This window comes from Methylosinus sp. LW4 (genome assembly GCF_000379125.1).
Classification (GTDB): domain Bacteria; phylum Pseudomonadota; class Alphaproteobacteria; order Rhizobiales; family Beijerinckiaceae; genus Methylosinus.
In genome coordinates this window covers 3,468,386-3,482,961 of sequence record NZ_KB900626.1, presented here as the reverse complement: position 1 = coordinate 3,482,961, position 14,576 = coordinate 3,468,386, and the positions used below count along the sequence as shown (strand labels likewise).

Sequence of the window (14,576 nt, the reverse complement as noted above, 5' to 3'; positions counted from 1 at the left end):
CTGGAGGGGGACTTTAGGCGACTATATCCATTAAGTCTACAAAGAAGATCAACTTCTCATCGAAAAAAGCAGGGCGATCCGCACGTCGTCGCACGTGCGCGCCGGCGCTCGGCCGCCCGCACGGCGCCATGCGCGCCGCAGGCGCTATGCAATGCTGCGAAACGATTGAAAGATCAGATCTCGTAGCAGAGCGCGACCTCATCGGCGAGGTCGCGAACATGGGCGAGCGAGCAATTGTCGAGCACGCCGGACAGAGCGCGCTGAGCGTCCTGCATCACCAGCCGGACGGCGCATTTTTCGACATCGACGCAATCGTCGCAGGGCTGGTAGCGCGTCTTGCTGGCGCAGGGGAGCGGCGCCAGCGGACCGTCGAGCGCGCGAATGATGTTGCCGACGGTGATGGTCTCGGCCGGGCGGGCCAGCGTGTAGCCGCCGCCCTTGCCCATTTTGGAGCTGACATAGCCGAGATTGCGCAGCTCGCAGAGGATGGCGTCGAGAAATTTTTTAGGGATGCGCTGCGTCGTCGCGATCTCCTGCACCGGCACCGTCCGCCCAGGCTCGAATCGCGCGAGATAGCTCATGGCTTTGATGCCGTATTTGCCTTTTTTCGTCAGCATCTGGCCACCTCGTCTATAAAAACTGTAGACTATTAGTGGCGAGTCTGGAAGTCAATAAAGACGATAGAGCTTTCGTTGAAACAACGGATGGAAGATGGGGAGGATGCGCCCCTGCCGGCGCGAAAGAAGATTTTCCTCGAGCGCCCGAGAGGCCCGTTCACGAGCCCTCGAGCGACGAGCGGCATCCCTTCAGAAAAAGCCGGCGCGGCCGCTCTGCAGGCGCAAAAGCGCGGCGACCAGCGCATCGACATCCGCGCATGTATTATAGAAGGCCAGCGACGGCCGCACGGTCGCCTCGAGGCCGAAGCGGCGCAGAATCGGCTGCGCGCAATGATGGCCGGCGCGCACCGCTATGCCCTCGCGGTCCAGCGCCTTGCCGACCTCCTCGGTGCGATGGCCGTCGAGCACGAAGGAGAGCACGCTCGCCTTCTCCGCCGCCGTGCCGATGAAGGTGAGGCCCGGCACCATGCGCATCTTCTCCGTCGCATAGACGAGGAGATCATGCTCATAGCGGGCGATCACCTCCATGCCGATCGATTCGACATAATCGAGCGCCGCGCCGAGGCCCACGGCGTCGGCGATATTGCCGGTGCCGGCCTCGAAACGCTCCGGCGGCCCTTGATAAATGGTCTTCTCGAAGGTGACGTCGGCGATCATATTGCCGCCGCCCTGCCAGGGCGGCATGTCGGCGAGAACGTCGTCCCTGCCGTAGACGACGCCGATTCCCGTCGGGCCGAACACCTTATGGCCGGAGAAGACGAAGAAGTCGCAGCCGATCGACTGCACGTCCACCGGCATATGCGAGACGGACTGCGCGCCGTCGATGAGCACGCGCGCGCCATGGCGATGGGCCATGGCCGTGATCTCATGCACCGGCGTCACCGTGCCGAGCGCGTTGGAGACCTGCGTCACCGAGACGATCCGCGTCTTGGGGTTCAGCAGCTTCTCATATTCCTCGAGGATGATCTGGCCGCGATCGTCCACCGGCGCGACGCGCAGACGCGCGCCTTTCTCGGCGCAGAGCTGCTGCCAGGGCACGATATTGGCGTGATGCTCGAGCCAGGAGACGACGATCTCGTCCCCCGCCTGCACATTGCGGCGACCCCAGGCCTGGGCGACGAGATTGATCGCCTCGGTGGCGCCGCGCACGAAGATGATGTCCTTGACCGAAGGCGCCTTCAGGAAGCGGCGCGCCTTCTCGCGCGCGGCCTCATAGGCGTCGGTCGAGCGCGCCGCCAGCGCATGGGCGGCGCGATGAATGTTGGAGTTCTCATATTCGTAGAAATGGGCGAGACGGTCGATGACCGCCTGCGGCTTTTGCGTCGTCGCGGCGTTGTCGAGCCAGATGAGCGGCTTGCCATGCACCTGCTGCTGCAGAATGGGGAAGTCGCGCTTCACAGCATAGGGGTCGAAGGCCGCCCGGCTCGCCGGCGCGCTGGCCGCGAGCTGCGGCGCATAGCCCTGCGACTCTTGCGGAGCCGTCTTCGGCGCGGCGGGAACGGCGCCGGCGCGATCGAGGAAATAGAGCGAATCGGTGGCCGCGGGACCGGCGGCGCCGGGCGCGAAGCTGCGCTCCTGCCCGGAGATTTCCGGCAGCGCGACATTGGGCGTCCCCAGCGCGAACGCATCCGAGACGCGATGCGGATCGGCCTCGGAGGGGCCGGAATAGGCGAAGCTCTCCGGCGCGGCGAGGGCGGGCGCTTCCGGCGCGCCATCGACATCGACGTCATAGCGATCGACGAGCGAGAGCGAGGGATCGGACGGCGCCGCGGCGGGCGTCGCGCGCTCGTGCAGGAAATAGAGATTGTCGGCCGGGGCGGCTTTCACGCCGCCGGGGACGGAGCTGGCGTCATAGGCGCCATAGGGCGCCGGCGCCTGCACGGGGGCGGCGCCGCCATATTGCGCCAGCGTGCTGGGAATGGCGGAATAATCGATCGCCGCCGCCGAAGGGCTCCCCGGCTCGAAGGCGCCGGCGGACGCGCCCGGCTGCGGAACATCCGAGAGCCCATAGGGCGGGACCGCCGGCTGCAGACCGACCGGCGCCGAGGGCGCGGAGAGATTGGGCGTCGGCGCGATGGAGGGAATCGTCGTCGGCGGAACGTCCGGCGGCCCCACGGGCGCACGCGCCGGCGCATAGGGCGCGACGCTGGTGACGATGGAGGGGGCCGGCGCCTCGGGAAGGGTCGGCGGCACGATCGGCGCGCCGGGAGAGAGCGTCGCCGGCGATTCGCTGGGCGAGGCCTGGAAAAAAGCATTGGCGAGGCGGGCGATCATGGCCGGATCGGGAAAGGACGGCGCGCCATGGCGCGTCAGCGTCTCCTCGGAGGGCGCGTCCGGCGCGCTGGCGCCGAAGGCCGCGGAATTGGACGGCGCAGAAGACATGATCATTCCTCGTCTCTGTCGAAAGCTCTTCCGTCGCAAGAAGCCGCAAGAGCGTCACCCGCGAGCGCCAGAAGATGGCGAACGAAGCATTCCTCGTCCTTCGAGACGGCGGCTACGCCGCCTCCTCAGGATGAGGAAAGCTTCAGCCGATCACTCGGGTTCCGCCGAAGCGGGACCCGATGCGCTCAGACGTATTTGTCGCCGTAATCGTGGAACTTGCCCACCTCGACGCCCTCGAGCACGCCGAGCGCGTCATGCGTCAGCACGGCGGCCGAGCAATAGAGCGAGATGAGATAGGAGGCGATGGCCTTGCGGTTGATGCCCATGAAGCGCACCGAGAGGCTCGGCGCCACCTCGCCGGGAATGCCCGGCTGGAACAGGCCGATCACGCCCTGCTTCTTCTCGCCCGTGCGCAGCAGCAGAATATTGGTCTTGCCGTTCTCGTCGATGAAGAGCTTGTCGCTCGGCACCAAGGGCAGGCCGCGCCAGGTGATGAAGGGCGAGCCGAACAAAGTGACGGTCGGCGGCGGCACGCCGCGACGAGTGCATTCGCGACCGAAGGCCGCAATGGCGCGCGGATGCGCGAGGAAGAAGGCCGGCTCCTTCCACACCTTGGTGATGAGCTCGTCGAGATCGTCCGGCGTCGGCGCGCCCGTCCGCGTCCTGATCTTCATGGACGGATGGGCGTTGGCGAGCAGGCCGTATTCGGCGTTGTTGATGAGCTCGCTCTCCTGCTTCTCCTTGACCTTCTCCGTCAGCAGGCGGACCTGCTCCTGGATCTGATCGTAAGGATGGCTGTAGAGATCGGAGACGCGGGTCTGCACGTCGAGCACGGTCGTGACCGCGTTCATCGAATATTCGCGCGGATGATCCTCGTAATCGACGAAGGTCTCCGGCAGATCGGCGTCGCGGTCGCGGGCCGGGCTGCAGGTCACGTCGGCGTCGGTGAGGGCGCCCTCTTCCTTGACGCGGTTCAGCCGGTAGATGCCGGCCTCGACGGGCGTCCAAGGCAGAAAGGACACGAGCCAGCGCGGGGTGATGCCCGACCACTGCGCTCTCGTCTTGGTCGCATTGGCGAGCTGGCGGGCCGCAGATTCGCTCAGCGTCCGCCGGACTTCTGGTTCCGTGGTCATGGGTTCATTCCTCGAACGATGCGCCCGGCGCCGACGCGAGCTTCAGCTCGCGCGGACGCCGATGAACGTCGGCCGTCATCGAAAAAGCGCGGCGGGACGAATCCGAACCGCGAGCGATAACTACAGTCGCGCCCCATGCAAATCAATAGTATTCGAAATAGAAAATTTTACTACTTTCAATTACTTATCTTTTTATATTCACTTACTATACGTCTACAAGAACCATATAGTGTGTCGAACAGCGCCGACCGCAGCGCTCACGTCTCGCTCGCCTCGGCCGCGGCATAGGACATTACGAGAAAGAAGCTCGCCGGCGTCTCGCCGAGATTGCGATAGCTGTGCGGCACGTCGGCGAGAAAATCGACGGCGTCGCCCGCGGCGAGCGTCACCGGCGGCTCGCGACCGGCGATGATCTCGATCTCGCCCTGCGCGACGACCAGCGTCTCCTTCGCGCCCGGGGCATGGGCCTCGGCGCGCTCCTGATGCAGCGGCGCGATCGTGACCTCATAGAATTCGACGGGCCGGGCGCTGTCATAAGGAAACAACGGGCGCGAGAGAAAATTGCCGTCCTGCGAGCCGATCAGCCGCGGGCTGGCCCTGCGCATGACGAGCACGCCGCTGCGCTCCTGTGAGGCGACGAGGCTGCCGAAGGGAACGCCGATCGCATTGGCGATGCGCCACAAATGGGCGATCGTCGGCGCCTTGGCCCCGGATTCGATCGACCGCAGCTCTTCCAGCTCGACGCCGCTCAGCTCGGCGAGCCGCTCGAGCGAGCGGCCCTTGCGGGCGATCAGCCGCTCGAGCCGCTGCGCCACCGTATCGGCGAGGCGCTCGGAGGCTTCGCTGCGGGGCGGCTCGGAGTCGGACGAACGCTGGAATCTACCCATCGACAACTCCTATTTTCTAAATATTTTTTAATCTGTCGCTTTGGCCGCGGTCAAGAATTATGACGGGCGCGCGGCTTTTCTTCGGCGAGCGCGACCTATTCGCCACACTGCGGATTTTTCGTTCTTTTATTTGCATTTATAGAGAAGGCCCGCTACGCGCGGCAGCGTATCGGCGACAAGGCTCGTCCATTCGGCGCGCTATAGCGCGGCCTTGACGGTTCATGAATTCTATAACATTGATCGGTTTACCATCCCCGTCGGGATGTGGAGCAAAATTTCCTCTTCCCCGGAGAGACCATGACGTCGAAACTCCTCGCCTCCTTCGCCGCTCTCGGCGCCTTCGCCGCGACGCTGGCGCCCGCCAACGCCGAGCTGCTCACGCAGAAGATCCTGCCCACGCCGGTCGCTCTCGCCATTGCGCAGACCGCCTATGACGTCTGCTATCAGCAGGGCTATCGCATCTCGGTGACGGTCGTCGGCGAGGAGGGCCAGATCCTCATCGCCATTCGCGGCGACGGCTCCTCGCCGCATACTTTCGAGAACAGCCATCGCAAGGCCTACACCTCGCGCACCTTCCGCACGCCCTCGGGTGAGTTCGCACAGCGCGTGAAGGACAATCCGACGCTGAGCGCTGTGCATCTCGCCAATGTGATCGCGGCGCAGGGTGCTCTGCCGATCAAGGCGGGCGAAGTGGTGATCGGCGCCGTCGGCGTCTCCGGCGCGCCGGGCGGCGACAAGGACGAGGCCTGCGCCAAGGCCGGCATCGACAAGGTCGCCGACCAGCTCAAGTAGAGCGACAGATCGGAGAGCCGCTCGGCCGAGCGGCTCTCTCGCGTCGAGAGCTCTGTCCGTTCGATCGGAATGCGCTCTCGATCAATCCACCGGCAGACGCAGACGAATCTCGTCGACGAAAGCCGCGAGACAGCGCTTCACCGTGTCGAATTGCGAGGTGGTGGGCGCCATCGCTATGCCATGCACGCCGAACTCCTCGTTCAGACTGTTCACCTGGTCCGCGACCTCCTTGAAGCTGCCGACCAGCGACATGGACAAAAGCGCCTGCGGATCGAGCGGCGCCTCGCCCTCGGCGCGCGCGGCGTTGGCCTTGGCGCAATAATCCTCGAGATAGGGGGTCGCGATCGACACCGCCTCGGCGCGTTCCTGTGTCGCAAAGCCGAAGCGCGCGAGCACCAGACGCGGGTCGCCGTCGGGCGCCTCGTCTTTGTAGACGCCGAGAATGCGATGCAGTTCGTCATTCGTGCAGGTCGCCGACGCCATGAGCCCATAGCCCTTGCGCGCAGCGAGGCGAATCGTGCTCTCCGCCGTCGTCGCGATCCAGGTCGGAACCTTCTGCTCCGGCCGCGGCGAGAGGCTCAGCTTCTCCACCTGGAAATATTTGCCCTTATGCGTGACCTCGCTCTCCAGCAGCAGGCGCTCGACGAGCTCCAACGCCTCCAGGCCGCGCTCGTTGGCGTCCTCCGGCGCGACGCCGAAATTGAGGGTCTGCTTGGGAAAATCGGCGCCGCTGGCGACGCCGAAGCTGAACCGGCCCTTGGTCAAGAGATCGATGCTGGCGACATCTTCGGCGAGCTGGATCGGATCGCGCAGCGCCGGCAGAAAAGACGCCGAGCCGATCCGCGCCCGCATGGTGACGCCCGCCGCATAGCCGAGCATCACAGAGTTGGCGCCGCTCGGGAAATGATCGTCGAAATGATGCTCGGCGAACCAAATGTCGTCGAAGCGCATGCGCTCCGCCTCACGCACCAATATGAGCTGGCGCGTCAAGGCGCGGCCGGCCTCGAGGGTCGGATTGTCGAACAGGCAGAGATAACCAAAACGCGGATTCATCGCGCCGCTCCAGCTGGCCCGGCCAGGCGCCGGGGAGATTGCGCGAAGACCTGCAACAACCGAGCCGCCCCCGCGCGCGGCCCGATTTTTCTGCGTCGAACAGCGAGATTCCGCCGCTCCGGCGCCCTCGGCCGCTTCCGCGACGAGCGGCCGACGTCGGAAATGCGACAAGGCCGCCCAAGGCGCGATCACCCTGCCGCTCACGCTTGCGCCTCTTGTAACCTTTTCACAGCGCAACCATAATCGCGGCCCGATCACGGCCTGCGCGCTTTCGCGCGAGCGCCGATTGCGGAAGAAGGGATCTCCTCGTGGTGCAAGACACGACGACCGGCGCGCGCGCGCCGACGCGCAATTTTTTCGCGCGCAAGAGCGTAGACGAAATTCTCGCTGAAAATCACATAGAGGAAGGCGGCAATTTCGCGCGCGCCCTCGGGCCGGTCTCGCTCACCGCGCTCGGCATAGGCGGCATCATCGGCGCCGGCATTTTCGTGCTCACCGGCACGGTCGCGGCGAAATTCGCCGGGCCGGGCGTCGTCATCTCCTTCGCGCTCGCCGGCCTCGCCTGCGCCTTCGTCGCGCTCTGCTATTCGGAGCTCGCCGCGCTCATCCCCGTCTCGGGCAGCGCCTACACCTACACATACGCCACGCTCGGCGAGGTTTTCGCCTGGATCATCGGCTGGGATCTCGTGCTCGAATATGGGCTCGGCGCGGCGACAGTGGCGGTCGGCTGGGCGGGCTATTTCAACCGCGTGCTGCATGGAATCGGCATAGATTTGCCGCCACAATGGACGACGGCCTATTTCTCGGAAGCCGGCCATGTCGGCGCCGCGGCCGGCCATGGATTCTTCAACCTGCCGGCGGCTCTGGTGATACTGGCGCTCTCGCTGCTCTTGGCGCGCGGCACGCACGAATCCTCCATGTTCAATAATTTCATCGTCTTCGTGAAGCTCGGCGTGGTGCTGATCGTTATTTTCTTCGGCGTCTCCCATATCGACACGGCGCATTGGACGCCTTTCGTGCCCGAGAACACCGGCGAATTCGGCCATTACGGCTGGAGCGGCGTGCTGCGCGGCGCCTCCGTCGTCTTCTTCTCCTATATCGGCTTCGACGCGGTCTCGACGGCGGCGCAGGAAGCCAAGCTGCCGCAGCGCGACGTGCCGATCGGCATCATCGGCTCGCTCGCCATCTGCACCGTGCTGTTCATCGGCGTCGCCGGCGTGGCGACGGGCGTCGTCTCCTACACGGCGCTCAATGTGCCGGACCCGATCGCCGTGGCGATGGACGCCACCGGCGCCTCCTGGATGGCGTGGACGGTCAAGATCGGCGCGCTGGCCGGCCTCACCACCGTCATTCTGGCGCTGCTCTTCGGCCAGACGCGAGTCTTCTACTCCATGGCGCATGACCGCATGCTGCCCTCCGTCTTCGCCAGGCTGCACCCGGTCTATAAGACCCCGGCGATCAGCCAGATCGTCGTCGGCGTGCTGGTGGCGATCGCCGCCGGCCTGTTCCCCATCGAGATCCTCGACGAAATGGTGTCGATCGGCACGCTCTCCGCTTTCGCGCTCGTCTGCGGCGCCGTGCTCTATTTGCGTCGCAAGAGCCCGGAGCTGCATCGCCCCTTCCGCGCGCCGGGCATTCCATGGGTGCCGATTTGCGGCATTTTCTCCTGTCTCGCGCTGATGGGCGCGCTGCCGATCGAAACCTGGATCCGCCTCTTCGTCTGGATGGCGGCCGGGCTCGCGCTCTATTATTTCTACGGCAGCCTGCGCACCCGCCGCAGGTGAGGCGTTGAGCGCGCCGGCCATCATCTGGTTTCGGCGCGACCTTCGGCTCACCGATAATCGCGCCCTGAGCGCCGCCGTCGCCTCCGGCGCGCCGCTGATCCCCGCCTTCATTCTCGATGAGGAAGAAGGCGGCGAATGGCGGCTCGGCGGCGCCTCCCGCTGGTGGCTGCACGAGAGCCTCGCCGCCCTCTCGCGCGATCTCGAGAAGCGCGGCGCGCCGCTGACATTGCGGCGCGGCGACGCGCAGGCGGAGCTCTCGCGCCTCGTCGCGGAGACCGGCGCCGCCGCCGTCTATTGCAACCGCATCTATGAGCCCTGGGCGACAGATCGCGACGCGGAGCTAGAGGCGAAGCTGCGCGAGCGCGGCGTCACGACGCGAAGCTTCGCCGGCGCTCTGCTCGCCGAGCCCGGCTCGGTCTGCAATGCGCAGGGGAAGCCCTTCCGCGTCTTCACGCCCTTCTGGCGCGCGCTCGCCGAGCGTCTGCAGCCGGCGCCGCCTCTGCCCGCGCCAAAGAAGCTCCAAGCCGCGCCCGCCCCCGCGAGCGATCGGCTCGCCGATTGGCGGCTGCAGCCGAAGGCGCCGGATTGGGCGGAGGGCCTGCGCGAGAGCTGGCGGCCGGGCGAGGCCGGCGCGCAGCGGCGCCTCGACGATTTTCTGCGCGACGGCATAGGCGCCTATGCTCTGCTGCGGGATTTTCCTGCGAAGGACGGCGCCTCGCGCCTCTCGCCGCATCTCCATTGGGGCGAGATTTCGCCGATGCAGATTTGGAGCGCGACCGCCGCCGCGCCCGAGGCGGGGCGCCTCGCCTTTCTGCGCGAGCTCGGCTGGCGGGAATTTTGTCACCATCTGCTCGCCGCCCATCCCGATATGCCGAAGGCGCCGCTCGATAAATCCTTCGCGCGCTTCCCCTGGGCGAATGACGCAGGCGCGCTCGAAGCCTGGAAGAAGGGCGAGACCGGCTATCCGCTGGTCGACGCCGCCATGCGCCAGCTGTGGCGGACCGGCTTCATGCACAATCGGCTGCGCATGGTGGCCGCCTCCTTTCTGGTGAAGCATCTCCTGCTGCCCTGGCGGGAGGGCGAACGCTGGTTCTGGGACACGCTGGTCGACGCCGATCTCGCCGATAATTCCGGCAATTGGCAATGGGTCGCCGGCTGCGGCGCCGACGCCGCGCCATATTTCCGCATCTTCAATCCCGTGCTGCAGGGCGAGAAATTCGATCCCGACGGCGCCTTTGTCCGCCGCTTCGTCCCCGAGCTGGCGCGGCTCGAGGCGAAATATATTCACAAGCCCTGGGCCGCGCCGGAGCGCGCGCTGCGCCAAGCGGGGATTGCTCTCGGCGAGACCTATCCGCGGCCCATCGTCGATCACGCCGCGGCGCGGAAAAGAGCGCTCGAAGCTTACGCTTCTCTACGCGCCGGGTGAGGCGGGAAATTCTATCTCCCTTCCCTCTCAGTCGGATTCCCTCTAAACAGCCGGGCCATGATCTGGCTTATCTTCGCTCTACTGACCGGCGCCGCAGTCATGAGCGTGCTGTGGCCGCTCGCCCGCAAAAGCGGCGTCGCCGACGCCGCCGCCACCGACATCGCCTTTTTCGAGGAGCAGATCGCCGAGATCGCGCGCGAGAGCGCCGAAGGGCGCCTGTCCGCCGCCGACGCCGAGACCGCGCGGACCGAGGCCGCCCGCCGCCTGCTGCGCGCCCGCGGCGCGAGCGCCGGCGCCGCCGCCACCTCCCGCCGCAACGCCATTGTCGCGGCGGCGAGCGCGATCATTCTGATCCCCGCTCTCGCGCTGCTGCTCTATGGCAAGCTCGGCCGCCCCGATCTGCCGGACGCGTCGCTCGAGGCGCGGCTCGAGGCCAAGCCCGGCCACACCGACATAGCGACCGCCGTGGCGCGCATAGAGGCGCATCTCGCCGAGCATCCCGAGGATGGCCGCGGCTATGAGGTGATCGCCCCCTTCTATCTGCGCAACGGCCGCGCGGCGGACGCCGCCGACGCCTATGAGAAGGCGCTGCGCCTGCTGGGGCCGACGCCGCATCGCCACAATGCGCTCGGCGAAGCCCGCGTGCTGGCCTCCGAAGGCCGCGTGACGCCGCAGGCCATGCGCGAGTTCGAGGCGGCGCTCGCGCTCGATCCGCAGTCCGCCATGGCGCGCTTCTACCTCGGCCTCGAGGCGGCGCAGACCGGCGCGCGCGAGAAGGCCGAAGACATTTGGACCAAGCTCGTCTCCGACGGCCCGGCCGACGCCCCCTGGCGTCCGCGCGTCGAGGCGCTGCTCGCGCAATTGCGCAGCGCGCCCGCGCCCGAATCCGCGCCGGCGAGCGAGGAAGGCGCGAAGATCGCCGCAATGCCCGAGGCGCAGCGAATGGACGCCATTCGCACGATGGTGGAGCGGCTGCGCGGCAAGCTCGAGCAGGACGGCGCCGATGTCGAGGGCTGGCTGCGGCTGATTCGCGCCTATAGCGTGCTGGCCGAGACGGAAAAGGCCAAGACCGCGCTCGACGGCGCCCACAAGGCGCTGGCGCAGGACAAGGATGGTCTCGCCCGCGTCGATGCGCTGGCGCGCGAATTGGGCGTTGGAGGTTGACGCAATGACGAATGACGCGCGCAATCGATGCGAGCCTGAAGGCTCGCGGTCCGAGGCGGTTGGACCGCGAGCCTTCAGGCTCGCTCTCGGCGCCAATCAGGTGGAAGACCAATGACTCGCAAGGGCAAGAGGCTCGCGCTCATCTCCGGCGCGCTCGCGGTTCTCGCCGTCGCCGTCGGGCTGGCGCTGTTCGCGCTGCGCGACAATATCGTGTTCTTCTATTCGCCTGCAGAGCTCGCGCAAAAGCATGTCGCGCCAGGGACGCGGCTGCGCATCGGCGGACTGGTGAAGGAAGGCTCTGTGCAGCGCGGCGACGACCGCAATGTCGCTTTCACCGTCACCGACAGAACCGCCGATCTCGGCGTCGCCTATAAGGGCCTGCTGCCGGACCTGTTCCGCGAGGGACAGGGCGTCGTCGTCGATGGAACGCTCGGCGCCGACGGCGCCTTTCGCGCCGATAGCGTGCTGGCCAAGCACGACGAGCGCTACATGCCGCGCGAGGTCGCCGACTCGCTGAAGAAGCAGGGCGTGTGGCAGGGCGAAGGGACGAAGAAATGACGCGGCTCGCCGACGATCGTCGCCGATGCGAGCCTGAAGGCTCGCGGTCCGAGGCCCGCACCGGACCGCGAGCCTTCAGGCTCGCTCTCCTTCACACCCACCGCGAGGAGGCGATATGATCGTCGAGACCGGCCATTTCGCGCTCGTTCTGGCGCTGGCTCTCGCGCTGGCGCAGGCCATTCTTCCCTTCGTCGGCGCGCGGCTGCGCGATGTCGCGCTGATGCGCGTCGCGCGCCCTGTGGCGGTGGCGCAATTTCTCCTCGTCGCCACGGCCTATGGCGCGCTCACCTACGCGCATGTCGTCTCGGATTTCTCGCTCGTCAATGTGATCGAGAACTCCCACTCCTTGAAGCCGATGATCTATAAAATCTCCGGCGTGTGGGGAAATCACGAAGGCTCCATGCTGCTGTGGGTGCTGGTGCTCTCCTCCTGCGGCGCGGCCATCGCATTGCTCTCGCGCGCCATGCCGGATTTGCTGCGCGCCGACACGCTCGCCGTGCAGGGATTGATGGGCGCGGCCTTTCTCGCCTTCATTCTGCTGACCTCCAATCCTTTCGCGCGCGTCGCCGATCCGCCCTGGCAGGGGCGCGACCTCAACCCGATTCTGCAAGACCCCGGCCTCGCCATTCATCCGCCGCTGCTCTATCTCGGCTATGTCGGCTTCTCGATCGTCTTCTCCTTCGCCGCTGCGGCGCTGATCGGCGGACGCATAGACGCCGCCTGGGCGCGCTTCGTGCGGCCATGGACGCTCGCCGCCTGGATATTCCTGACGCTCGGCATCGCGATGGGCTCGTATTGGGCCTATTACACTTTGGGCTGGGGCGGCTTCTGGTTCTGGGATCCTGTCGAGAACGCCTCGCTCATGCCCTGGCTCGCCGGCACGGCGCTGCTGCATTGCGCGGCGGTGATGGAGAAGCGCGAGGCGCTGAAGGTCTGGACGATCTTCCTCTCCATTCTCGCCTTCTCGCTGTCGCTGCTCGGCACATTCCTGGTGCGCTCGGGCGTGCTCACCTCTGTGCACGCCTTCGCCAGCGATCCCGAGCGCGGCGTGTTCATTCTCGCCATACTCGTCGCCTTCATCGGCGGCGCGCTGGCGCTCTTCGCTTTTCGCGCCAGCGCTCTGCCGACGGGCGGTCTCTTCGCGCCGATCTCGCGCGAGGGCGCGCTGGTCGTCAATAATCTGCTGCTGACGGTCGCCTGCGCGACCGTCGTCATCGGCACGCTCTATCCGCTGGCGCTGGAGGCGCTGACCGGCGACAAAATCTCCGTCGGCGCGCCTTTCTTCAACACCGTCTTGATCCCGATCGCTCTGCCGCTCGTGCTGCTGATGCCGATCGGCCAAATGCTCGCCTGGAAGCGCGGCGATCTCGCCGCAGCGCTGCAGCGTCTGCGCGCGGCTTTTGCGGCGGGCGTCGTAGCGCTGGCGGCTTTCGGCGCGCTCTATGGCGCGCCGGTTCTCTCCATTGTCAGCGTCGGCCTCGCCGTCTATCTCGTCGTCGGCGCGTTTTCGGACATTGCGCAACGCGCCGCGCAAGGCAATGCGCTCGCGCGCTTGCGCGGCCTGCCGCTCTCGGCCTGGGGAACCTCGATCGCCCATGCGGGAATGGGGCTGTCGCTGCTCGGCCTCGCCGCGACCGGCTGGGGCGTCGAGCAGATCGTCGCCATGAAGCCGGGCGTCGCCCAAGAGGTCGGCCCCTATCAGATCGTGATCGAGGATATCGCCTCGCGCGCCGGCCCCAATTACGCGGAGACCTACGCCGTGATGGCGCTGCGCAAGGGCGGCGAGACGATCGCGCATATCGAGCCGGCGAAGCGCTTCTATCAGGCGCGCCGCATGGCGCGCACGGAGGCGGGCATCGTCACGCTCGGCCTCGGACAGGTCTATGCCGCGCTCGGCGAGCAGCATGAGGACGGAACGCTGGACGCGCGGCTCTATTACAAGCCGCTGGTGCTGCTGATCTGGCTCGGCGCCGTGGTGATGGCGCTCGGCGGCGGATTGTCGCTCGCCGATCGGCGCCTGCGCATCGGCGTCGCCAGCCGCGCCCGCACGGCTGCGCAGCCACAGGCGGCGGAGTGATGCGGATGTCGCGGAATCTCTCCGTTCTTCCTTCTCCCGCGCGCGGGAGAAGGTGGCCTCGCGAAGCGAGGTCGGATGAGGGTTTCGGCGCGGACCCTCACCCGACTCGACTTCGTCGAGCCACCCTCTCCCGCGAGCGGGAGAGGGGAACGCCCTTTCTTTTGTCACTCGCGCTCAGCGTCGCGCTTCTGTCTCCAGTTCTCGCCGTCGAGCCTTCCGAAAAGCTCGCCGATCCCAAGCTCGAGGCCCGCGCGCGCGCCATCGCCAGCGAATTGCGCTGCCTCGTCTGCCAGAATCAATCGATCGACGATTCCGACGCGCCGCTCGCCAAGGACCTGCGCGTCATCGTGCGCGAGCGGCTGAAGGACGGCGCGAGCGACGCCGAGGTGCGCGATTATGTGGTGGCGCGCTACGGCGATTTCGTGCTGCTGCGCCCGCCGGTGAAACGAGAGACGCTGCTGCTGTGGGCGGCCCCCGCGCTGGCGCTGATCGGCGGCGTCTGGGCGATCTTCGCGGCCACGCGCCGCAATCGCCGCGCCGCCCCCGCGCTCACAGCGGAAGAGCGCGCGCAATTGCAGGCGCTGGGCGTCGAGCCCCCTCCCTCACCCTCCCCCGCTCGCGCGGGAGAGGGAAGCGGCAGAGGCGACGCGCAACCTTCATGAAGCGCCGAGTCCGCCCCCTCTCTCGCGAAAGCAGGGGAGGG

The 14,576-nt window shown here is 66.8% G+C and carries 12 protein-coding genes; 7 read left to right on the top strand and 5 right to left on the bottom strand.

The genetic code is table 11. From position 1 onward, the window contains the following. Nucleotides 1-173 precede the first annotated feature (173 nt). The 4 genes from METLW4_RS0117325 to METLW4_RS0117310 form a co-directional block, all read right to left on the bottom strand. Nucleotides 174-617 (bottom strand): RrF2 family transcriptional regulator, encoded by a 444-nt coding sequence (locus tag METLW4_RS0117325; RefSeq protein ID WP_018267498.1) that lies wholly within the window; start codon nt 615-617, stop codon nt 174-176. A 189-nt stretch (nt 618-806) separates the two neighbouring features. Next, on the bottom strand, nt 807-2,999 hold the full coding sequence (locus tag METLW4_RS0117320; RefSeq protein WP_157235210.1) for a family 2A encapsulin nanocompartment cargo protein cysteine desulfurase: 2,193 nt from the start codon (nt 2,997-2,999) through the stop codon (nt 807-809). A 185-nt stretch (nt 3,000-3,184) separates the two neighbouring features. Beyond that, nucleotides 3,185-4,132 carry a family 2A encapsulin nanocompartment shell protein gene (locus METLW4_RS0117315; protein WP_018267496.1) on the bottom strand — a complete coding sequence of 316 codons (948 nt, stop codon included), beginning with the start codon at nt 4,130-4,132 and terminating at the stop codon, nt 3,185-3,187. A gap of 257 nt (nt 4,133-4,389) precedes the next feature. Further along, nucleotides 4,390-5,019 carry a helix-turn-helix domain-containing protein gene (locus METLW4_RS0117310; RefSeq protein WP_018267495.1) on the bottom strand — a complete coding sequence of 210 codons (630 nt, stop codon included), beginning with the start codon at nt 5,017-5,019 and terminating at the stop codon, nt 4,390-4,392. A 297-nt stretch (nt 5,020-5,316) separates the two neighbouring features. Here METLW4_RS0117310 and METLW4_RS0117305 point away from each other — a divergent pair, with 297 nt between their 5' ends. Beyond that, complete coding sequence (locus METLW4_RS0117305) at nt 5,317-5,811, top strand: GlcG/HbpS family heme-binding protein (RefSeq protein WP_026191588.1); 495 nt, start codon at nt 5,317-5,319, stop codon at nt 5,809-5,811. Between the two features lie 81 nt (nt 5,812-5,892). Here the strand turns inward: METLW4_RS0117305 and METLW4_RS25175 are convergent, their stop codons facing one another. Next, a complete protein-coding gene (locus METLW4_RS25175; protein WP_157235208.1) occupies nt 5,893-6,864 on the bottom strand; it encodes an LLM class flavin-dependent oxidoreductase in 972 nt (323 codons plus the stop codon). 308 nt (nt 6,865-7,172) lie between these two features. Here METLW4_RS25175 and METLW4_RS0117295 point away from each other — a divergent pair, with 308 nt between their 5' ends. The 6 genes from METLW4_RS0117295 to METLW4_RS0117270 all read left to right on the top strand — a co-directional run bounded on the left by METLW4_RS0117295 (nt 7,173) and on the right by METLW4_RS0117270 (nt 14,535). Beyond that, complete coding sequence (locus METLW4_RS0117295) at nt 7,173-8,648, top strand: amino acid permease (protein WP_018267492.1); 1,476 nt, start codon at nt 7,173-7,175, stop codon at nt 8,646-8,648. 4 nt (nt 8,649-8,652) lie between these two features. Beyond that, nucleotides 8,653-10,074 carry a cryptochrome/photolyase family protein gene (locus tag METLW4_RS0117290; RefSeq protein WP_018267491.1) on the top strand — a complete coding sequence of 474 codons (1,422 nt, stop codon included), beginning with the start codon at nt 8,653-8,655 and terminating at the stop codon, nt 10,072-10,074. A gap of 57 nt (nt 10,075-10,131) precedes the next feature. Further along, nucleotides 10,132-11,238: a c-type cytochrome biogenesis protein CcmI gene (ccmI, locus tag METLW4_RS0117285; RefSeq protein WP_020493753.1), complete on the top strand. Its 1,107-nt coding sequence runs from the start codon at nt 10,132-10,134 to the stop codon at nt 11,236-11,238. 111 nt (nt 11,239-11,349) lie between these two features. Continuing rightward, nucleotides 11,350-11,796, top strand: a complete 447-nt coding sequence (ccmE, locus tag METLW4_RS0117280; protein ID WP_018267489.1) for a cytochrome c maturation protein CcmE — start codon at nt 11,350-11,352, stop codon at nt 11,794-11,796. 115 nt (nt 11,797-11,911) lie between these two features. After that, entirely contained in the window at nt 11,912-13,873 is a 1,962-nt protein-coding gene (locus METLW4_RS0117275) for a heme lyase CcmF/NrfE family subunit (RefSeq protein WP_018267488.1), read from the top strand. Between the two features lie 161 nt (nt 13,874-14,034). Further along, nucleotides 14,035-14,535 carry a cytochrome c-type biogenesis protein gene (locus METLW4_RS0117270; RefSeq protein ID WP_018267487.1) on the top strand — a complete coding sequence of 167 codons (501 nt, stop codon included), beginning with the start codon at nt 14,035-14,037 and terminating at the stop codon, nt 14,533-14,535. The last annotated feature ends 41 nt before the right edge of the window (nt 14,536-14,576 follow it).